Raw genomic sequence first — 21,320 nt, 5'->3', positions numbered from 1 at the left:
TGGAAGTCTTAGAAAACGTCAAAGGAAAACAGAACGTCATTCCGCGCGGGGCGCGAAATGACGTTCTGCCTACATGCTACATTTTGAACTTCTAGAAAGTGTAGCTCAGGTTAGCGCCGCTGTACCAGTTGCGGGGCATGCCGGGGTTGTAGAAGGTCGGGGCCTTCACGGGCGTGGCCTGGTTGAGGGCAATAGACACGGCGTAGTGCTCGTCGGTGATGTTGTCGAGGCCGGCAAAGACGTCGTAGCTCAGGTGGCCGGCAACCTTACCGCGGGCCCCTACTTTGCTGTTGAACAGCCAGTAAGAACCGGCGAAGCGGTTGTTGCTGTCGGCCATTGGCGTTTTGTCGGTGTACTGCGAGGTCAGGTTCAGGTACACGCCCACCTTGGTTTCGAGGTCGAGGCCGCCGGTAAAGAGGTTCTTGAACGTGCCGGGCACCTGCTTGCCGCTGAAGTCGTTGGCGGCCAGCTGGTAGGATTTGAACTCGGCATCGGTGTAGGTGTAGCTCACGAAGGGCCGCACCTGAGTTAGCACGCCGGCTTTGTCGGCATCCACCAGGTTGCCCGACAAGGCCACTTCCACGCCCTTGTACTCCGATTCGCCCGAGTTGACGAAGTAGGTCACTTTATCGGCGTTGGTCTGCGACACCAGGCCGTTTTTGACCTGCATGCGGAAGGCCGTCACGTCGTAGTTGAGCTTGTTGCCCAGGATGCTGCCGCGGGAGCCCAGCTCGAGGTTGTTGTTGCGCTCGGGCTTCAGGTCAGGGTTAATCGGGCCGGTCGACAACGAAATCTGGCTGCTGATGGGCGGCGAGAAGCCGGTGCTGTACTGGGCAAACACCGAGAACTGGTCGTTAAAGGTGTGAATCAAGGCCACCCGGGGCGTGTGCACGGGCTTGAACTGCTTGTAGCCGGTCAGGCTCAGGGCCGGGGCCGTCTTGGGAATCAGGTCCTGAATGTCGTAGGTCACCACGTTGTAGCTGTCGCCCACGGTCAGGGTCGTGTGCTCCGTAATCGACACCTCGGCCTGGGCGAAGGTGTTGAGCTGGGTCGCGCGGATTTCCTGGTCGGAAGTAATGGCCGTCGAGGCGCCCAGGGCCGTAATGCCGTAGCGCTTGTTGTTGTCCTGGTTGGAAATGTACTCGGTGCCCACGGCAAAGCGCGTCTGCAAACCGCCCAGCTCGGGCGAGTAGGTAAACACGCTGCGCACGCCACGCTTGCCGCGCTGGGTGTGGGCAAAGTTAGGCTCCACCGGGCTCAGCGAGTACGAGGTGCTCATAAACAAGGTCGTGGTGTTCACGAAGTTACCAGTGAAGCGGTAGGTATGCGTCAGGCCCAGGCGGGTAATTTCAGCATCCACGCCCACGTCCTTCAGCTTGTAGGCCGGGGCCAGCTTGGTGTAGTTGGTGAAAAAGTCAGTGCTGTCCAGCTCCCCGGCGTAATTGTCGTGCTGGTTGGTGTAGGTGCCCAGCACGCTCACCGTCTGCTTATCACTCACGTAAAAGTCGCCGGCTACGGTCACGAAATCCTTGCGGCTGTTGGAGTGGTCTTCCCGGAAGCCGCGGGTTTCCTGGTGGCCGTAGTTCACCAGCAGGTTCACCTTATCGGTCCCGATGCCGATGCCGGTATTGGTCCGGAACAGGCCGTATTTGCCCACCACGGTGCCCAGGTTGATGCTGGTGCCGGGCGCGGCCTTGCGGGTCTGGAATGACACGACGCCGCCCAGGGTAGCCCCGTAGATGCTCGAAGCCGGGCCTTTAATAACGTCCATCCGGCCAATCGTGGTGAAATCCAGGTCGTCGAGCGAAGTCGTTCCATCGGCTTCCGACAGCGGAATACCGTTCTGATACAGCTTGATGCCGCGGATACTGAAGCGCCCGTAGGTGCTGCCGATACCGCGAATCACCAGGTTGGACTGGGAGGCGGCGCTGCGCACGTTCATCCGCACGCCGGGCACCTGGTTCAGGGTGTTCTGCAGGAAGATGGAGTTGTTGCGCTGAATGTCCTTTTCGGTTACCACGCTCAAAGCCACGGGCGTTTCGAGGAGCTTTTTCTCGGTAGCGTAGCCCACCACCTGCACTTCGCTCAGGCCCGTATTCGAGGGTTCCAAAGCAATGGTCAGGGCGTTGGTAGTACCGGCTTTAATGGTCACGTCCTGGGCCAGGTAGCCCAGGTACTGCACCTTCACGGTGCGCAGCTCTTCGGTGGAAGTCAGCTGAAACCGACCGTCCTTATCAGTGGTGGCGGCCGTAGCGGTGCTGGCCGCTACCACGGCGCCCACCAGGGGCTGGCGGGTCTGCTGGTCAACGACGGTGCCCGACGTAGTGAATTGCGCAAACGCGCTGGTGCTCAGAAAGAGGGCGCCCCAGAACAGGAGTACCCGGAATAAAAGTGGTTTCATGAAATGCGAATAGGTTGTGGCCCTGCGTTGAGTGGGGCCATGGGTTAGCTCCCTCCAGGCTAAGGCCGGCGGGGCAGGTGTCATGATGGAAAAAATGCCGCGGCTACTAGCCCGACTGCATAGTCGGCCAGTGGCGGAGCGAGGGGCTGACTGCCGCAGCCCGCCGAGTAGGCAGTAACAAACCTGACGCGCCATTCTTCAGCCGCCGGATTCGGGTCGTCTACCTACTATACTATAATGAGTGCTCCAGCACTGCAGCTCGGGTTTGTTGCGGTAGCTAAACCGGCAAAAACACCCGCCCCAGCGCCGGAGCGCCTCCGGCCCGCTCCGGCGGGGGCTGCACTACGGCGGCGGGCAAGACGGGCAGCGGGGCCCGCAGCGGCTGATAGCGCCGTTGCATCGGGAGCAGCGTGGCTACGAGCGTCGGGTAAGAGTCCGAGCTAAGCAAGGCCAGCTTAAAAAGGTGGTCGAAGAGTTTTTTAGCCGTTTTTCCGGCCGAGGCATCCGGATGAGTCAGCTGCTCTACGTGCTCCTGCAAGCCCGCCAGCAGCTTTTCCTCGCCCTGGTCGTGCCAGCACAGATAGGTAATGCTGTCGGGGGCCGCGTGCTGGCGCACCACGTCGTAGAGCTGCCCGCGCCAGCGGAATTCGTGCTCGTCCTGCCACTGTAGCGCCGGGGTAGTGGCGCTGTGCCGAGCCACCCGCACCTGCACCAGAGCGTGGTCGGGCAGCTGGGCCCGGCGCTGGTGTTCGGCCTGCTTCCGAAACTGGTGCTGCCGCCAGGTATACGCCGGATAGAATCCTACCAGGTTATACGCAAACAAGCACAGGAGCACAAGGGAAGTAAGCTGCTTCAAGGAGCAAATGGGGCCGGTTGTAAAAACAAAAATACCGCAAAAGCCCTCACCCGACCTAGCATTTTTTTAATACCACTTTAATAATAGAGAGCCCAGCCCCTGCGCCCCCACCAAAGCGCCCCGCGGCCCCTTATTCACGGGCTTCCCGGTTTTTGGCATCCAAGTTGTAAAAGTGCTACCCACCCGCCCCCGGGGGCGGGCTACTCCTCTTTCTTTCCGCAACTTCAACTTTACTGACATGCATAAGACCCTCATGCTGCTGGCCGCGTTTTCCCTGACGATAGGCGCTGCCACGGCCCAATCCACGGTGAAAAAAGCCAAAGTAAAAACCGAAGCCGCCAAGCCCAAGCACGCGCCCAAAACGCCCGAGCAGCAGGCCGACCACTTCGCCCAGCACCTGACCCAGAAGCTAGCCCTATCCGCCGACCAGACCCAGCAGGTGCGGCAGCTTAGCCTGGCTTACCATTAGGAAGAGCAGGCGCTGAAAGCCAAGTACGGCACCACCCCAAAAAGCCCGGCCAAGCACCAGGAAGTGAAAGCCGCCCGGGCCCGGTTCGAAACCCAGCTTAAGCAGGTGCTCAGCGCCGACCAAGCCGCCAAGTATGCCCAACTGCGCGAGGAAAAAATGCAGAAGCACGACAAAGGCAAAGCTAAGCTCAAGGCCAAAGGCTAGTTCACCCTAACCTTTACCAAAACAGCCCCGGCCAAAAGTCGGGGCTGTTTTTTGATACTACTGGCAGTATTATTCGAAATTATTACCAGCGTAAAACTACCTATTGCTGCCTTCCCCAGTCAACGGGCAGTGGCTGACTGCCCCAATTGTTAACTAAAGCTTATCGCGCCGCCGCTAATATCACACCGGGGGAATCCTGCGGGGCCTTCCGTTCTCACTTGCAACTTGCGTAGTTTTGCGGCTCACTAGCTACGGAAGCGTATGTCGGCTGCTACTATTGCTCCCTGGATTGCCCGTGCCCAGCAACTACCCCAGCCTAATCAGCGGGTGCTCGTTTACGTGCCTACGGCTTGGCTAGAAATAACTGTGGCCGTCTATAAGCCCAGCAACGCCTCCAAATCCGCGCATATGTTTGTCACGCCGGATCCGCACGGCGTCGACCGGTACGTGAAGGGCGTCACGCACTGGATGCCCCTGCCCGCCCCTCCACTAGCGACCTAAGGCAACCTAACAGCCGTAGCGGCGTATATAGGGCCCGCTTCCTGCCGGTACTCTATTGACCGGACGGGAGGCCACCATCACAAGGCAGAAATCCTGGCTTATGAGCGTCACAGGGCCTAAACTGTCCTGGCAGAACCGCTGATTTCCCACACTGGTTAGACAACTGAATTGCAGTTTTACTAGTCGCTAGTGCCATAATACCAGGAAATACTCCGTCTGGCCCCTCAAATTGGTCAATACAGTATCATAAGTGGCAAAGATAGTAGTGGAAATCTCTGCGCCAGCCCCCTACCTTAGTATTATAGAACAACGCACAAAAACACTGCTGCTGGGTTCTCTAGTTTGATAACCGCTCAGCTCAAATGGAGCTTTGGGATTCGGACTACATACAATACAGAAGTAACCCGTGGCACAACCGGTTTCCGGAAGCTGCTCACGGTACATTGATAAAGGATCGGACTGGCGTTGGGTGGGAATTTTCGCCGGTCACGATTCATTGAAAGGGCGTTCCGGGTGGGGCGCCTTTTTTTGTGCCCTTACTTTTTTGGCGGCTTCCTGTAGTTCTCAGCTCTGAATGACCTAGTAGCCTTTATTCTAGCAGTCCTTACCCACCAACTATGCCCTATGCGCTGACAAGCATCAGCTTAGTGGGCCGCTGGTTTTCCGGCCTCTTGCAGCTTTGGCCTACCTGATGCGCAATAGTCACTCAGCTACCTACGAGCTGGATAAAAAAACCGGCCGAACCAGTGGAACACCGGTTCGGCCGACTACAAATTTTGGGATACCGATAAGTCAACTTGCTGAGTGGGAGAGCCGGTTGATTTCTCAGTAGTACTCGCCAGATGGGGTGGGGTTCACCTGGTAAACAGAGTGTGGGAATTTTAATTATCAGCTGGCCGGGGGGATTAGCCGGCTGATAACTGGGACAATATTAAGCAAGAGGTTTTATAGTTGCACTATCGCGCTTAAAATTTTTAGTAAGTGCTTACTCACCTTTTAAGTACCGCCTTGATTTACAATATTTTACTGTTGTCTCTAAAAATAACTAAAGAAAGCAGCTTGGCTTTGGGAAAGGCCAAGCGGGCAGAAAGCCTTGGGAGCAGAGCGCCACGAAGGCTCAATTTTCAAGTTACAGCCTAAAGAAACGCCTCGTAGTTTAAGAACTTGAGCTGGTAACCGAGGGCAAAACGGGTAACCTAGATTTAGCATCCCTACCAGACCATTCTCAAGTCATCGGCCCGCAACGACGCTACCGCCAGCCTGAAACGCACGCAGTAGGGCAGTAGATAGTGAATTGTGAAGTCCTGTTAAGGCGAGCAAGGCGAAGTAATCCGGCCTCTGCCAGTGGCCAATGCCCTATTACCAGCAAGCCCTCAACCGTACCACCGATTGAGGGCTTTTCAGTTTAGGGGACTGAGCTCATTTCAGCAGAAGGGTGACTGCGCTGCATCATTTTGCCTTGCCACGATGGAGCTTTAAACACTTCTGACGTCAGCCGAACATCAACTCACCAGTTCACAATTTCACCATTTCGCCTTTCCAGACCGGGGCGCGCTGCTCCTGGGCCATAAGCAGCAGGTAGACCGCGCCCGAAACGAAGAAGCCGACAAACCAGGCGTAGTCGTAGAGTGCAATAAGGCCCGACCAGACGGCCCGCTTGTCGAGCACGCCGATGGCGGCCAGAAAGCCGGGAATGTTGGGCAGGATACCGATGATGAGGGCGGCCACCGCCCGCAGGTTATAGCCGTTGCGGTAGGCGTACTGCCCCCGGTACTGGTAGAGCTCGGGCACGTCGAGGTGCTCTTTGCGCAGCAGGTAGTAGTCGGCCAGCATGATGCCGCCGATGGGCCCGAGCAGGCCGGAGTAGCCCACGAGCCAGGTGAAAATATAGCCCGAGGGGTCGGCAATGAGCTTCCAGGGGAAAATCAGCAGGCCTAGCACTCCGGTAATGTAGCCGCCGGTCTTGAACGAAATCCGCTCCGGCGACACGTTAGCAAAGTCGTTGGCGGGGCTCACGATGTTGGCCGCAATGTTGGTAGCCAGCGTGGACAGGGCCACGGCCAGCATGGCTACGCTCACCAGCAGCTTGCTGTCGAACTTACCGGCCAGCACCACCGGGTCCCAGATGGTTTTGCCGTAAATCACGAAGGTCGCCGAAGTTACGACCACGCCCACGAAGGAAAAGACCGTCATGGAAGAAGGTAAGCCCAGGGCCTGGCCCAGCAGCTGGGCCCGCTGGCTCACGGCGTAGCGGGTGAAGTCGGGAATGTTCAACGAGAGCGTGGCCCAGAAACCGACCATGCCGGTGAGCGAGGGGAAGAAAAACGCCCAAAACGCCGCGCTGGACGTGAACTTCGAGGGTTGAGCCAGAATCGGACCCAGGCCGTGGCCGGCCGAAATGGCCCACCACAGCAGGGCCAAGGCCGCCACGGGCAGGAAAAAGGCCTTGAACACGAGCAGTTTACGAATGCTCTCCACGCCCAGGTGCACCACGTACATATTCAGCAGCCAGAACAGCACGAACGTAATGGCTGGCCCCGTGGCCAGCCCCCAGGAGGCCGGAAACACGGCCGGCAGCGTGGCCAAGCCCGGCAGCCAGAGTATACCCATCTGGTATAAGGCGTAGCCGCCAATCCAGGTTTGGATGCCAAACCAGCCGCAGGCAATCAGGGCCCGGAGCAGGGCCGGAATGTTGGCTCCCCGCACCCCAAAACTAGCCCGGGCCAGCACCGGGAACGGAATACCGTACTTGGCCCCCGCCCGGCCGTTGAGCAGCATGGGCACCAGCACGATGGTGTTGCCCAGGAAAATCGTCAGCAAGGCCTGCCACCAGTTCATGCCGCCCTCAATCAGGGAACTGGCCAGCATGTAGGTCGGGATGCACAGGCTCATGCTGATCCAGAGGGCGGCGTAATTGCCGGTTCCCCAACGGCGCTCGGCCGGCGCTATCGGGGCCAGATCTTCACTGCTGAGGCCGGGGGCGGCGCTGGGTAGAGGGCTAGTCATGGGTGGTGCGTTGTGAAATAACGTTGCTCCCACTGCCGTAATAGGCAGCGTTTTCCCCTTAAAGCTAGAAGAATTAGGCACTTGCCCGCACTCCCAACCCACTTTTTACAACATCATACCGGCTCCCGGCCGGCTGGCCCCGCGGAGCACTTACGGCACGAAGGAGCTGGTGAAGCTTTTGGCCACCAGCGCCGGCTCGGGCTGGCGCACGGAGGAGTTGCGCACCAGCAACTCGGGCCGGAGCGCCACCTGCCGGGGCGTAAACAAGGCGCCGTCGGCCGCAATGACCTCCAGCAGCAGGCGCACGGCAGCCTGGCCCATTTCCTCGCAGCGCTGGTCGATGGTGGTCATGGCCGGCTCGGTGATAAGGGTAAAGGTCTCGTTGCTGAACCCGGCAATAGCCACGTCCTGGGGCACGCGCAAGCCCTGGCGGCGGGCTTCCTGCATGGCCCCGAGGGCGCCGTAGTCGCCGGCGGCAAAGACGGCGTCGGGCGGCTCGGGCAGGGCCAGCAGCTGGCGCATGGCCGCGCTGCCCTGCTCCTGGCTCATATCGGCGTAGTAAATCAGCGACTCGTCCTCGGCAATGCCGGCCTCGCGCAGGGCATCGAGGTAGCCCTGGCGGCGATTTTTGTAGATATTCAAATGCTGGGGGCCGGCCAGGTGGGCAATGCGGCGGCAGCCCTGGCTTAGCAAGTGCCGGGTCGAAACGTAGCCGCCCTCCTGGTCGTTGAGCACCACGGCATTCACGTTGTCACCCTCCACAATCCGGTCGAAAAATACCAGCGGCAGACCGCGGCTGCGCACTTTCTCGAAGTGGCGCACGTCGAGCGTGGTGCGCGACAACGAGACGAGAATCCCGGCGACTTGGGCGCTGAGCAGGATTTCGAGGTTGCGCCGCTCCTGGGCCACGTCCTCGTTCGACTGGCAGATAATTACGTTGTAGCCCGCCTTGCTGGCCGCCGTTTCGATGCCGTGGACCACCGAGGGGAAAAACCGCCCCTCGATGTAGGGCACGATAATGCCGATAAGCTGACTTTTGCCCTTGCGCAGGGCCGAAGCCAGGCGGTTGGGCTGGTAGTTGTACTTCTTGGCCAGCTTGAGCACCTTCTGCTTCATGGCCGGCCCGATGCTGTGATGGTCGCTCAGGGCCCGCGAAATCGTCGTCATCGACACGCCCAGCTCCCGGGCCAGGTCGGCCATGGATACGGGCGTGGTGGGAATTTGGGCCGGGGCTTGTTTTTTTCGGGGCGCCATAGAGGAAGTATACTACACAATGCTTTGTGTAAAGATAGTATTATATAGTATCCGGCAACACGAAAAGGCGTTTGGGGCGTGCATTTCCCGAATTTGGGGCTGCTAAAACCTCTTATCAACTAACTACCGGGAACCATGCTCGTCCGGCTTTACAGGAAATTTTCCTCCCAAAGCAGCGCATGTTGCGAATTTCCTATTACTTTACACAAACGATTGTGCAGAACCTTTGCGTACTCTCGCCTTGCTGGCCAAGAGTAGCCGTTGGTAGCGGCTTTTCCTCTCCTTCTGCTGGCTTTCGCAGGGGCCCGCATTTTCTTCGCTCACTTCACTCCTCCCTCCCATGCCCACCTCTTCCCCCTCCCGAATCGTACGGTTCGCCAGCAGCGTAGCGCTTAGCGCACTGGGCTTAGCCCCCGCCCTGGCCCAAACCCAGCCCACGGCCGCCACTACGCTTACCGTGCAGGTCAACAAGCCCGGGGCGCCCGTGTCTAAGAACATGTACGGCCTGTTTTTCGAGGACATCAACTTTGCCGCCGACGGCGGGCTCTACCCCGAACTGGTCAAGAATAAGTCGTTTGAGATTCCCGGGCAGCACTTTATCGGCTGGAACGCCATTGGCGGGGCTGCGGCCCTGGCGGCTTACACGGTCAGCAGCGAAAAGCCGATTAGTGCCACCAACAACCATTTCGTGCGCCTGACGGCTGCTACGGCCAGCCCCGACGCGGGCCTGATCAACGAAGGATTCCGGGGCATGGGTATCAAGCAGGACGCGGAATACACCTTTTCGGTGTACCTGCGCCGCGGCCCGGGCAGCGTGAGTGGCCTGCAGGTCACGCTGGAAGAGGAAGCTCGCCGCGGCGCCGGCCCCGAAGTCGCGCCCTCGGGCCGGGTGCTGGCCCAAACCACGATTACGGGTCTGACCGGGGAGTGGAAAAAGTATACGGCCGTACTCAAGGCCTCCGGCACCGCGCCCAAGGCCCGGCTCAAGCTCACGCTGGAAGGCGCCGGCACCCTGGATATGGACGTGGTGACGCTGTTTCCGAAGGATACCTGGAACAAGCGCGAAAACGGCCTGCGCACCGACTTAGTGCAGCTGCTCAAGGACATGAACCCAGGCTTTCTGCGCTTTCCCGGCGGCTGCATCGTGGAGGGCCGCACCCTGACGGAGCGCTACCAGTGGAAGGAAACCATCGGCGAGGTGAACTCGCGCGTGCCGCTGGTCAACCGCTGGAACATGGAGTTTCGCCACCGCTCCACCCCGGACTATTTCCAGTCGTTTGGCCTGGGCTTTTTCGAGTACTTCCAGCTTTCCGAGGATATTGGCGCCGAGCCCGTCCCGATTCTGAACGTGGGCATGGCCTGCCAGTTCAACTCCGCCGAGCTGGCCCCGATTACGGCCGCCGGGGGGCCCAGCGTCAGCGAGGCCACCGGTCATAACCACGCCGACGACGACCCGACGCTGGAAACCTTTATTCAGGATGCCCTGGACCTAGTGGAGTTTGCCAATGGCCCGGCCAGCAGCCCCTGGGGCGCCAAGCGCGTGGCCATGGGCCACCCGGCTCCGTTCAACCTGAAGTACATCGGCATCGGCAACGAGCAGTGGGGCCCGCAGTATTTGGAGCGCTACGAGCCGTTTGCCAAGGCCGTGAAAGCCAAATACCCGGGCATCAACATCGTGAGCAGCGCCGGCCCGGCCCCGGCCGGCGACCTGTTCGACAAAGCCACGGCCCGCCTGCGGGAGCTCAAGGCCGAGGTAATTGATGAGCACTACTACGCCAGCCCCGAGTGGTTTCGCCAGAACGTGGGCCGCTACGACAACTACCCGACCACCGGCTCCAAGATTTTTGCCGGGGAGTATGCCGCCCAAACCGTGGGCATTGCCAGCCCCGACAACAAGAACAGCTGGGATACGGCTATTTCCGAAGCGGCCTTTATGACCGGGCTGGAGCGCAACGCCGATAAAGTAGTTATGGCCTCCTACGCGCCCATGCTGGCCCACGTGGACGCCTGGCAGTGGACGCCCAACATGATCTGGTTTGACAACCTGCGCTCCTACGGCACGCCCAACTACTACGTGCAAAAGCTCTACGCCCTGAACAAAGGCACCACCATGCTGCCCGTGCAACGCGCCGACAACGGCAAGAACGGGCAGGACAACCTGTTTAGCAGCGCCGTGGCCGACGATAAAACCGGGGAAATCGTGGTGAAGCTGGTGAACTACTCCCCGCAGGCCCGGCCGGTGACGGTGAACCTGCAGGGCGTGAAAAAGCTGGGCAAAACCGGCAAGGCTACCGTGCTGGCCAGCAATGACCTGAACGCCGTGAACAGCCTGGACCAGCCCCGCAACGTAGCGCCCAAGGATGAGTCGTTCAAGGTGGGCTCAGCGGCGGTGGTGACGTACACGCTGGCCCCGAATTCCTTCACGGTGCTGCGCATTCCCGGCAAGCATTAAGCTTCGACAGCCATGACGATACGCAAGAACCTACTGCCTGGCTTATTGCTGGCCGCCGTTCCGGCTCTGCTGCCGCTAACGGCGCGGGCCCAGGCCCGGCCCGAGCCCGTGGCCGGCAACCCCATTATCAAAGACAAATACACCACCGACCCCGCCGCCTTGGTCCACAACGGTACGGTGTACCTTTACACCGGCCACGACGAAGCCCCGGCCCGGCAGGAACGCTACGTGATGCACGAGTGGCTCTGCTACTCCTCGCGGGACATGGTACACTGGCGGGAGCACCCGGCGCCGCTGAACGTCAAGGCTTTTGCCTGGGCCAAGGACGACGCCTGGGCTTCGCAGGTAGTGGAGCGGGGCGGCAAGTTCTACTGGTACGCCGCCGTGGAGCACGGCTCGATTCCGGGCAAGGCCATTGGTGTGGCCGTGGCCGACAGTCCCACCGGCCCGTTCAAGGATGCCCGGGGCTCGGCCCTGATTACCAACGACATGACCACCGAGGCCAAAATCAGCTGGGACGACATTGACCCCACGGTGATTATGGATGACAAGGGTCAGGCCTATTTGTACTGGGGCAACACGATTTGCTACTGGGCCAAGCTCAAGCCCAACATGACCGAACTCGACGGGCCCATCCACAAGGTGACCACGCTGCCCCGATTCACCGAGGCGCCCTGGGTGCACAAGCACAAGGACTGGTATTACCTGTCGTACGCCTACCAGTTTCCCGAGAAAATTGCCTACGCCATGAGCCGCAGCATCGAGGGCCCCTGGGAGTTTAAGGGCATTCTGAACGAGGTGGCCGGCAACTCCAACACCAACCACCAGGCCATCATCGACTTCAAGGGCCAGTCCTACTTCATCTACCACAACGGCAGCATTCCCGCCGACGGAGGCTCGTTTCGCCGCTCGGTCTGCATCGACAAGCTCGAATACAACAAGGATGGCACCATGAAGCGCGTCGTGATGACCACCGAAGGCGTGCAACCGGCGCAGTAATCCCTCTTCCCCACCCTTACACACAATCGTTTATGTTTTTGAACTGGCGGCAAGGGCTCCTGCTGCTGAGCTGTTGGCTGGCAACCCGTCAGACCGAAGCCCAGACGCCCACCCCGGCCCTGATTCCGGCCCACGACCCGGTCATGATCCGGCAAAACGGCACGTACTACATGTTCGGCACCGGGCCGGGCATTGCGGTGTGGTCGTCCCGGGACCGGCAACACTGGACGCCGGAAAAGCCCGTGTTTGCCCAGGCGCCGGCCTGGGCCGTGCAGGCCGTCCCGGGCTTCAAAAACCACATCTGGGCGCCCGATATTTCCTTGCACGACGGCGTGTACTCGCTGTTTTACTCGGTGTCGGCCTTCGGCAAAAACACCTCCTGCATCGGGCTGGCTACCAATAAAACCCTGGACCCCAAGTCGCCCGACTACCGGTGGGTCGACCACGGGCGGGTGGTGCAGTCGGTGCCGGGGCGGGATATGTGGAACGCCATCGACCCCAACCTGATTCGGGACGAGGCCGGCACGCCCTGGCTCACGTTTGGCTCGTTCTGGGAAGGCATCAAGCTAGTCAAGCTGCGGCCCGACCTGACGGCGCCGGCCCAGCCCGAGCAGTGGCGCACCCTGGCCCGCCGCCCCCGGGACCCGCAGCTGAACGACTCCTTGCCCGGCGACGGCGCCATCGAAGCCCCGTTTATTTTCCGCAAAAACGGCTTTTACTACCTCTTCACCTCCTTCGACTACTGCTGCCGCGGCCCGCAGAGCACCTACCGCATCGTGGTGGGCCGGGCCAAGAGCGTGACGGGTCCCTACGTGGATCAAGCCGGCGTGGCCCTGGACCAGGGCGGCGGCACGTCCGTGTTGAGCGGCGACAAAAACTGGTTCGGCCTGGGCCACAACTCGGTGTATAGCTTCGACAACCAGGACTACCTCGTCTTTCACGGCTACGATGCCGCCGACAAGGGCCACTCCAAACTGCGGGTGGAAAAGCTGACCTGGAACGCCGCCGGCTGGCCGCTGGTGCAGCCGTAAGCGAAGTGGAACGAAGCCCGTTGCCGTAGCTTTAGCGCACACTAAGCCCGAAAAAGCCCGACCGTGACTACCACGGCCGGGCTTTTTCAGGCCTAAACAAACTCGTTACTTGCCCACCGTTACCGGTTGGGGCTGGCGCGAAATCAGGTCCACGTCGGTGAGCTGCTGGGGAAACCAGACGGTCATTTCGCCCTTGCCGCGGTTGGCCCAGGCGTAGTACGGAATGGCCGTCAGCATCTGGCGGGTGGTGCTGACAGAGGAATTGGCCGCGTCGAGCTGCACGGCGGGCACGGTGGCCTGGAGCTGCATAATGCCGTTGAGCAGCTCGGGCCGGAAGCTGGCCGTGAAGGTCGTGGCAGCGGGTACCAGCAGGTTGCTGGCCTTGCCCTGGTTGTCCTTCCACTCGGCGCAGTATACCACCGGACCGCGCTGCAGGGCCACTTTGCCCAGGTCGTCCGCCACATTGGGGTTGGCCAGCACCTGGCGCACGTCCATGGGCAGCAGCACTTCTACCACGTCGTTTTTGCGCCACTTGCGGCTGAGCACCGCGTAGCCGTTGCGGGTGGTATACTCCGTCGGCTTACCATTCACGCGGATGCTGATTTTGGGCTCGGCAGCCGGAGCAAAGTGGTACAGATCCGACGGCACGGCCTCGCCCCGGGCCCAGCCGGGCAGGCGCACGAGCAGGTTAAAATCCGCAGTAGCGGCCGAATTGACGGTGAATTTCAGCTCGCCCTGCCAGGGGTAGTTGTTGAGCTGGGTGATGCGCACCGGCTTGCTGTTGACCAGTAAGTCCGTGGTGCCGCTGATAAAGAGGTTGGCGTACACGTCGCGGCCGTTCTGGGCGTACACGTAGCCCGGCAAGGACGGCATGAGGCGGGCCAGGTTGGTGGGGCAGCACGAGCAGTCAAACCAGCCGGCGCGCTGGGGCTCGGTCTGGGGGAAGCTGGCGCTGTTCTTTATCTGCAGGGCGTTGGAGTAAAAAAACGACTTCCCATCGAGGCCCACGCCCGCAATCAGGCCGTTGTAGAGCACCTTTTCCAGCACGTCGATGTACTTGGCCTCGCCGTGGAGCTGGAACATGCGCTGGTTCCAGTACACGTTGGCCACCGCGGCGCAGGTTTCGTTGTAGGCCGTGGTGTTGGGCAGCTCGTAATTCTGGCCAAACCGCTCCCCACCCGGCACCGCGCCCGTGCCGCCGGTCACGTAGAGCTTCTTGCTGACCATGTTCTGCCAGATACTGTCCACGGCGGCCAGCAGCTGCCGGTCGCCGGTGAGGGCGGCCACGTCGGCCATGGCCGAGTAGAGGTATTCGGCCCGCACGGCGTGGCCCACGGCCTCTTTCTGGGCTACCACGGGCTTATGGTCCTGCCAGTAGGAGCCGTTGCGCCACGGGTCGTTGCTCTTGGGGTCGTACTTAAATTGACCGCGCTGGTCGAGGAAAAACTTGGCCGTGCTCAAATACTCCGGCTTGCCCGTGACGCGGTAGAGCTTGACCAAACCCATTTCCACGATTTCGTGCCCCGGCGCCACGGCCCGCTTGCCCGGCCCAAAGACGGAGCATACCAAATCGGCATTTTTGAGGGCAACGTTGAGCAGGTTTTTCTGGCCGGTGGCTTCGTAATGGGCCACGGCGGCTTCGTAGAGGTGGCCCGCGTTGTAGAGCTCGTGGCTCAGCTCCCGCTCCTTCACCCACCGCTCGGGGCCGGCCCAGTCGTGGGGGTGGGCCGGGTCGATGGTGCGGGCCGTGTAGAGGTAGCCGTCGGGCTCCTGGGCGGCGGCCACTTTGCGGATCAGCTCGTCCAGGTACTGGTTTAGCTGCGGGTCGGGGTAAAGCTTGAGCGAGTACGAGGCCCCTTCGATGGTTTTGTAGATGTCCGTGTCGTCGAAGGGAAAGATGGTGGCAAACTTACCCTGCCGGGCAGCGGCCATTTCGAAGTTCTTGACCCGGTTAGTGGCCTCGCAGCGCTGAAACGAGGCCGGAATGGTCACGTCGGTGTTGGTCTTGAGCCGGGGCAGCCAGAAGTTGTCGGCCAGCTTCACGCGGGTAAACGACACGGCCTGAATCGGGTAATCCGAGCGTTTGGCGGTTTGAGCCCGGGCTGGCACAGCCAGCAACCCAACGGCGGCAAGGGAAACGAGAAAGTATTTCATGGCAAAGGCAAGAGTTGATAACTACAATCAGAGCTAGCTCAAAATTTTTCCTTCTTCGGCAGCAAGGAACACCGTCGGCAGGCTTAGGTTCCGGCAACTAAAAAGGCGGGCTGGTACATACCGGCCACGTACTTCAAACCACTTTTACTTCTATATTTGGCCGGGCAGGCAGCCGGAGGCCTCGGCCCTTTCCCAGCCCCAGGCCTACCGGCAGATTCACCGCTGCAGCGCTTTGCACGACGCTACGGCGGCTAGCTCCGCAACACCCGCAAGCACCAAAGCCGCAAACAGTCACTAGGTAAAAACTTAGTCGAAACGTTGCAGATTCCGAGCCTTTTGTTGCGGACCAAAACCGGCGAATACTGGAAAACCCTTCCGCAACAGCCTGGCTTCAGCCCGCAACGCTTATCTACTGCAGCACAATTTTCTGGCTGTAGCTGCCCTGAGTGCTACTCACACTGAGCAGGTAAAGCCCCGTGCGCAACCCGGTTTCCACGGGTATGGCTACTCCCCCCGCGCTGCCGCGGCTATACACCGTCCGACCCTGGGTGTCGGTCAGGGTAATGGTTACGGGCGTGTTGCGGAACTCCTCGCTGAGGTCCAGGACGAAGCGGCCCTGCTCGGCCGGGTTGGGAAACACGGAAACGTTGCGGAGTGCGGTAGTCTGGGCCGCCAGCACGCCCCGGGCCGCTGGGGCCGGCACAATACCCCACTTCTGGCAGTTATTGGCCAGATAGTCGTACAAAGCCAGCTGCACGCCGGCCGTGGCGGAGCAGCCCGGCACTTCCACCACCCGGCCCCCGTTCACCGACGATACCACGTAGCTGCCCGCGTTGGTCCGCTCAATTTTGAAGCGCTGCCCGGCAATGCCGCTGTAGGCGTAGAGCTGCAGCTTGGCGCCGTTGCCGGGGTTGTTATTGACCACGTCGGCGGCTAGGCCCGCACCCACGGCCGAGGTGATTTTGTACTCGCCGTTGTTGTCGGGCGTCAGGTTCCACTGCTGGCAGGCCAGACCGGCGCTGTAGCTGCCCTGGGCAATGGCCTGACCCGAGGCCCCGGTGCAGCCCCAGGCATCCCAGACCAGGTTGCTGCTTTGGTTGCGGAGCGTGTAGCGGCCGGCGGCCAGCCAGTCGCGGGTGAGGAAGGGCCAATTGGCGCCGTCCCAGCCCATATTACCCACGCTCAGGCGGGCCCGGCCGTTCTGGTTGCTGTCGTAGTAGTGGTGGGTGAAGTAGTTGGCCCCGTTTTCCTGGTACAGGCCCACGTGCCCGGGCCCCACGTACTTGCCCTGGGTGGCCAGCAGGGTCGTGCCGCCGTTGCGGTTCAAATCCACCCCGTTTTTGTCGACGTAAGGGCCGGTGATGCTGGTGGAGCGGCCCACCTGGATGTAGTAGGTGCTGCTCGAGCCGTTGCAGCAGGCGCCCTTGTTGATAAACAGGTAGTAGTAGCTGCCGTTGCGCACGATGTAGGGCGCCTCGCTGCCGCTGTTGCTGCGGCTCACCCCATCGGCGGCCACGTTGCCGGCCAGCCAGGTGAAGCTCGTGCCGGACCGTTTGCCGGTGCTGCCATCGAGCCGGATCAGGCCGATGCCCTTGAAAAACGAGCCGTAGCTCATCCACAGCCCGCCGCTGGCATCCGTCACTACGGCCGGGTCAATGGCGTTGCAAGCGCTGCCCGCGCCGCTCGACACCACTTCGCCCTGGTCCACCCACTGGTAGCTCGGGCTCGTGGGGTCTAGCGTCACGTTGGTGGCCAGGCCGATAGTCGACACGCTGGAGCCAAAGGTCGAGACGGAGTAGTAGAGGTAGAATTTGCCGTTGCGAAACACGCACTCCGGGGCCCAGAAGTCGCCGGTGAAGCCGGGCACTTTGGTCTTGATCCAGCTTGGGTAGGCGCCGGCCGCAAACACCGGCCGCGGACCCGACTCCCACTTCACCAAATCGGTGGAGTACATGCCGTAGATGCCGGTGCCGGTGGTAAAAATCCAGTATTTGCTGCCGTCCTTGACGATGCTCGACGGGTCGTGGCAGTTGTCGTTGCCCTGCAAAGCCCAAGCGTCAGGACTCAACCCGAGCAAGCCGATTAGCAGCAGAAGCAGCAGGCGCAGCGGGCGGCCCCCGGAGTGGGCAAAGCCGGCAAAGCGCCCGACGTGTAAATCAGGCCGGAGGGTGGTAGTAAGCGTGTTTTTCATGGTTGTGGGAATTGGTTGGAAAGAAGGAAGAGCGAGGGAGCAGAAGCCAGGACGGGGACGCGAATCCTGTTCACGTCCCCGTCTTGGTGGAATCAGCGGCAACTCTAGGAGTTGCGCAGCAAGCTGGTTTTCAGCAGTTCAGCAGGCAATAGGCACTAGTGGCCGCTACCAGAACCGCACGTACAAAGCCGTGAGCAGCAGCATGGTCACCACGATGAGCGACATCGTCTGCTGGCTCACTCGGAACATGCCCGCCGGCAGGCTGATGGCGCGGGGGTTGAGTGCCGGCCCGGCCAGACTCACTCCCACCATCAGCACCATGGTCATGGCAAATGAGAGGCCCATGCAAATCAAAAAGGGTATTTCGTAGACGCCGGCGCTGTTGCGGAAAGCCGTGTAGAGCACGGTTTCGGGCCCGAGCACGGCCGGGGCGTAGTTGTTGAAGAACACCGACAAGGCAAAGCCGGCCAGAATGCCCACGATGCCAGCCGTGGCCGTGGTGCGCTTCCAAAACATGCCCAGCAGGAAAATGGCCAGGATGCCGGGCGAAATGAAGCCGGTGTACTTCTGAATAAACTGGAAGCCCCCTTCCCCCCCGATGCCCAGCAAATCCTTCCAGGTGAAGGCCACGCTGAGCACCACGGCCGCCAAGATGGTGAGGCGGCCCACCCAGACCTGCTTTTGCTCGGTGGCGGCCGGGTTGAGGTAGCGCTTGTAGATGTCGAGGGTAAAAATGGTCGAAATCGAGTTGACCTTGCCCGCCAACGAGGCCACAATGGCCGCCGTGAGAGCCGCCATGCTCAGCCCTTTCAGGCCGTTGGGCAAAAAGGTCAGGATGGCCGAGTAGGCGTTGTCGGAGTTGAAGGCGCCGGTGCTCGACATTTCGGCCTGCAGCCCGCCGTTCTTATAGAGCACGTAGGCCGCTATGCCGGGCAGCATCACGATGACCGGCATCATGAGCTTGAGCAGGCCGGCAAACAGGATGCCGGTGCGGGCCGTGTGCAGATCGGCGCCCAGGGCGCGCTGGGTGATATACTGGTTGCAGCCCCAGTAGTTGAGGTTCACAATCCACTGGCCGGCGAAGTACATGGCAATGCCGGGCAGGGCCAGGTACTTATCGACTTCCACCTGCGGAGTATTGGCCGTCGGCTTGTCGAAAATCATGTGGAAGTGGTCCGGGGCCTTGTCCATCAACGCATTGAAGCCCGCCAGCGCCCCGCCGCCCAGGCCAAACTGCTCACTGACCAGCGTCAGGGCAATGTAAGTCGTGACCAGGCCGCCCACTACCAGCACCACCACTTGCACCACGTCGGTGTAGCCCACCACCTTCATGCCCCCGATGGAAATCAGCAATGAGAAAATGGCCAGCAGTACGATGATGAGGTGGAAACTGTCGCCGCCGATGAGGTTGCTCAAGGCCAGGGCCCCGAGGTAGAGAATCGAGGTCAGGTTGACCAGCACGTAGAGAAACAGCCAGAAAATGCTCATAATCAGGCTGAGCGTGCTGTTGTAGCGCTGCTCCAGAAACTGGGGCATCGTGAAGATGTGGTTCTTCAGGTACACCGGCATAAAGAACACGGCCACGATGATGAGCACCACGGCCGCCACCCACTCGTAGGCCGCCACGGCCACGCCCACCTTAAAGCCCGAGCCCGACATGCCAATGAACTGCTCAGCCGAAATGTTGGAGGCAATCATCGAGGCTCCAATGGCCCACCAGGTCAGGGAGCCTTCGGCCAGGAAGTAGTCTTTGGTGCTTTGCTCGGCCTTTTGCTTGCTCCGGTAGATATAGAAACCGTAGGCCGAAACCCCGATTAGGTACACGAAGAAGACCAGCAGGTCGAGCGTAGTCAGGTTATTACGCATGAAAGTGGGCGGGGAATTTGGAGGTAAAGAAGCGGGTGTAAAAGGAATTCCGGGCAAAAAAGAACGTCATGCAGAGGCGTAGCCGAAGCATCTCGCTCGAATCGTTGCAGTAGTAATCAGGTTATCATTGCAACGTCAGCACGCGAGATGTCTCGCAGGGCTCGACATGACGTTCTGGTTGGTTTAGAGCAGCATAAGCCAGTCTTACCGGCCACCGAAGGCCACGTCGTTGTAGCGGAGCTCGTTTTTGAAGGTGCGCAGCTTGGTTTCGTCGTCGATGATGACGTACTCGATGCCGGCCATTTCGGCGAAGTCTTCGAGGTATTCGGCGGTCAGGTTCTGGCTGTAGCCGGTGTGGTGGGCCCCACCGGCCAGAATCCAGGCCGCCGCGCCCACGCTCAGGCTGGGCTTCACCTGCCAGAGCACCCGGGCCACGGGCAGCTTGGGCAAGTCCTGCTCGGGGGCCACGGCTTCCACTTCGTTGACCACCAGCCGGAAACGGTGCCCAAGATCCACGATGGTGGCATTCAGGGCCGGGCCGGCGGGGCAGTTGAACACCAGGCGGGCCGGGTCGGCCTTGCCACCGATGCCCAGCGGGTGCACTTCCACCCGGGGCTTGCCCTGGGCAATGGTCGGGCAGATTTCCAGCATGTGGGAGCCCAGCACCAGCTCGTTGCCGGGCTGGAAGTGGTAGGTGTAGTCTTCCATAAAGGAGTTGCCCCCGGGCAGGCCGGCGCCCATTACCTTCATGGCCCGCACCAGGGCCGAGGTTTTCCAGTCGCCCTCGCCGCCGAAGCCGTAGCCCTCGGCCATCAGGCGCTGGGTAGCAATGCCGGGCAGCTGGGCCATGCCGTGCAAATCCTCGAAGGTGTCGGTGAAGCCGATGGCCTTGGTGTCCTGCAGAAACTGCCGCAGGCCCACCTCAATCCGGGCCGCCTCGCGCAGACTCTCCCGCTGCTCCCCGCCTTCCTTGAGCGAGTCACCCAGCTCGTATTCCTGCTCGTAGGTGGCCAGCAACTCGTTTACCTGCTCGTCGGTGGCGGCGTTAATCACGGCCACCAAATCCCCGATGCCGTAGGTGTTGACCGAGTAGCCAAACTTGAGCTCGGCTTCCACTTTGTCGCCTTCCGTAACGGCCACGTAGCGCATGTTGTCGCCGAAGCGCACGATGCGGGCTCCCTGCCAGTCGGCCCAGGCGCAGGCGGCGCGGGCCCAAATGCTCAGCCGCTCGTGCACGTCGGGGCTCTGCCAATGACCTACCACTACCTTGCGCTTCAGCTTCAAGCGGGCCCCGATGAAACCAAACTCCCGGTCGCCGTGGGCCGACTGGTTGGTGTTCATGAAGTCCATGTCGATGTCCTGCCAGGGAATGTCGCGGTTGAACTGGGTGTGCAAATGGGCCAGGGGCTTCTGCAGAATCTTCAGCCCGTTGATCCACATTTTGGCCGGTGAGAAGGTGTGCATCCAGGCAATCAGACCCACGCAGTTGGGCGTCGTATTGGCTTCCTGAATCAGCTTGGTAATAGCGTCGGGGCCGGTCAGTACGTCTTTGTACACGATTTTAATCGGCAGGGCCGAGCCCAGGGCCTCAGCAATCTGCTGGGAGTGCCGGGCTACCTGCTCCAGGGTTTCGGGGCCGTAGAGGTGCTGGCTGCCGGTGATAAACCAGGCTTCGTAGGTGGAAATGTCAATCATGGTATCGGAGGTGAAAACCTTGGGTGGTTTAGAGTTATGATGGGAGTTGGCCAGCTAGAAAGCTAGTCGAGTTCCCCTCCTTCCTTCAAGGAGGGGTGCCCGAAGGGCGGGGTGGTCAGCTAGAGCTAGAAAATCGTTGGGTGAGTTGGAAGGATTAGAGCTAGTGCTTAAAAGTCGTTCAGTCGTATCAACCACCCCGCCCTTCGGGCACCCCTCCTCATCTGAGGAGGGGAACTCGACT

Annotated in this window: 14 protein-coding genes; 6 read left to right on the top strand and 8 right to left on the bottom strand. The window is 60.7% G+C overall.

What is annotated here, in order from left to right; translation table 11 throughout:
• Nucleotides 1-91 precede the first annotated feature (91 nt).
• Nucleotides 92-2,401 carry a TonB-dependent receptor gene (locus CLV45_RS05185; protein ID WP_170061812.1) on the bottom strand — a complete coding sequence of 770 codons (2,310 nt, stop codon included), beginning with the start codon at nucleotides 2,399-2,401 and terminating at the stop codon, nucleotides 92-94.
• Nucleotides 2,402-2,678: 277 nt separating this feature from the next.
• Nucleotides 2,679-3,236 carry a hypothetical protein gene (locus CLV45_RS05180; RefSeq protein ID WP_157807305.1) on the bottom strand — a complete coding sequence of 186 codons (558 nt, stop codon included), beginning with the start codon at nucleotides 3,234-3,236 and terminating at the stop codon, nucleotides 2,679-2,681.
• Between the two features lie 259 nt (nucleotides 3,237-3,495).
• Between CLV45_RS05180 and CLV45_RS05175 the strand changes: the two genes are divergently transcribed.
• The 3 genes from CLV45_RS05175 (at nucleotide 3,496) to CLV45_RS05170 (ending at nucleotide 4,431) form a co-directional block, all read left to right on the top strand.
• On the top strand, nucleotides 3,496-3,726 hold the full coding sequence (locus CLV45_RS05175) for a hypothetical protein (protein ID WP_100335320.1): 231 nt from the start codon (nucleotides 3,496-3,498) through the stop codon (nucleotides 3,724-3,726).
• Nucleotides 3,727-3,789: 63 nt separating this feature from the next.
• Nucleotides 3,790-3,930 carry a hypothetical protein gene (locus tag CLV45_RS24820; protein ID WP_157807304.1) on the top strand — a complete coding sequence of 47 codons (141 nt, stop codon included), beginning with the start codon at nucleotides 3,790-3,792 and terminating at the stop codon, nucleotides 3,928-3,930.
• Nucleotides 3,931-4,191: 261 nt separating this feature from the next.
• Complete coding sequence (locus tag CLV45_RS05170; protein WP_100335319.1) at nucleotides 4,192-4,431, top strand: DUF551 domain-containing protein; 240 nt, start codon at nucleotides 4,192-4,194, stop codon at nucleotides 4,429-4,431.
• A gap of 1,515 nt (nucleotides 4,432-5,946) precedes the next feature.
• Here the strand turns inward: CLV45_RS05170 and CLV45_RS05165 are convergent.
• Together CLV45_RS05165 and CLV45_RS05160 are read right to left on the bottom strand one after the other, a co-directional pair.
• The gene (locus tag CLV45_RS05165) at nucleotides 5,947-7,437 is read right to left on the bottom strand and encodes an NCS1 family nucleobase:cation symporter-1 (RefSeq protein WP_100335318.1); all 1,491 of its coding nucleotides are present in this window, start codon (nucleotides 7,435-7,437) and stop codon (nucleotides 5,947-5,949) included.
• Between the two features lie 150 nt (nucleotides 7,438-7,587).
• On the bottom strand, nucleotides 7,588-8,691 hold the full coding sequence (locus CLV45_RS05160; protein WP_100335317.1) for a LacI family DNA-binding transcriptional regulator: 1,104 nt from the start codon (nucleotides 8,689-8,691) through the stop codon (nucleotides 7,588-7,590).
• Nucleotides 8,692-9,031: 340 nt separating this feature from the next.
• Between CLV45_RS05160 and CLV45_RS05155 the strand changes: the two genes are divergently transcribed.
• The 3 genes from CLV45_RS05155 to CLV45_RS05145 are packed head-to-tail and all read left to right on the top strand — an operon-like array spanning nucleotide 9,032 to nucleotide 13,173.
• On the top strand, nucleotides 9,032-11,143 hold the full coding sequence (locus tag CLV45_RS05155) for an alpha-L-arabinofuranosidase C-terminal domain-containing protein (RefSeq protein WP_100335316.1): 2,112 nt from the start codon (nucleotides 9,032-9,034) through the stop codon (nucleotides 11,141-11,143).
• Between the two features lie 12 nt (nucleotides 11,144-11,155).
• Entirely contained in the window at nucleotides 11,156-12,142 is a 987-nt protein-coding gene (locus CLV45_RS05150) for a glycoside hydrolase family 43 protein (protein WP_100335315.1), read from the top strand.
• A gap of 32 nt (nucleotides 12,143-12,174) precedes the next feature.
• Nucleotides 12,175-13,173 carry an arabinan endo-1,5-alpha-L-arabinosidase gene (locus CLV45_RS05145; protein ID WP_100335314.1) on the top strand — a complete coding sequence of 333 codons (999 nt, stop codon included), beginning with the start codon at nucleotides 12,175-12,177 and terminating at the stop codon, nucleotides 13,171-13,173.
• Between the two features lie 105 nt (nucleotides 13,174-13,278).
• Here CLV45_RS05145 and CLV45_RS05140 read toward each other — a convergent pair whose 3' ends face one another.
• From CLV45_RS05140 to araA, 4 genes are all read right to left on the bottom strand, one after another.
• The gene (locus tag CLV45_RS05140) at nucleotides 13,279-15,327 is read right to left on the bottom strand and encodes a glycoside hydrolase family 127 protein (RefSeq protein WP_100335313.1); all 2,049 of its coding nucleotides are present in this window, start codon (nucleotides 15,325-15,327) and stop codon (nucleotides 13,279-13,281) included.
• Between the two features lie 409 nt (nucleotides 15,328-15,736).
• Nucleotides 15,737-17,518 carry a family 43 glycosylhydrolase gene (locus CLV45_RS05135; protein WP_100335312.1) on the bottom strand — a complete coding sequence of 594 codons (1,782 nt, stop codon included), beginning with the start codon at nucleotides 17,516-17,518 and terminating at the stop codon, nucleotides 15,737-15,739.
• A 165-nt stretch (nucleotides 17,519-17,683) separates the two neighbouring features.
• Nucleotides 17,684-19,384 (bottom strand): sodium:solute symporter family transporter, encoded by a 1,701-nt coding sequence (locus tag CLV45_RS05130; RefSeq protein WP_100335311.1) that lies wholly within the window; start codon nucleotides 19,382-19,384, stop codon nucleotides 17,684-17,686.
• 204 nt (nucleotides 19,385-19,588) lie between these two features.
• Nucleotides 19,589-21,079 carry an L-arabinose isomerase gene (gene araA, locus CLV45_RS05125; protein ID WP_100335310.1) on the bottom strand — a complete coding sequence of 497 codons (1,491 nt, stop codon included), beginning with the start codon at nucleotides 21,077-21,079 and terminating at the stop codon, nucleotides 19,589-19,591.
• Nucleotides 21,080-21,320: the final 241 nt, after the last annotated feature.

This window comes from Hymenobacter chitinivorans DSM 11115, from assembly GCF_002797555.1.
GTDB classification, from domain to species: domain Bacteria; phylum Bacteroidota; class Bacteroidia; order Cytophagales; family Hymenobacteraceae; genus Hymenobacter; species Hymenobacter chitinivorans.
Note: the sequence above shows the minus strand (reverse complement) of the source record. Positions and strands in the feature narration are given on the sequence as shown.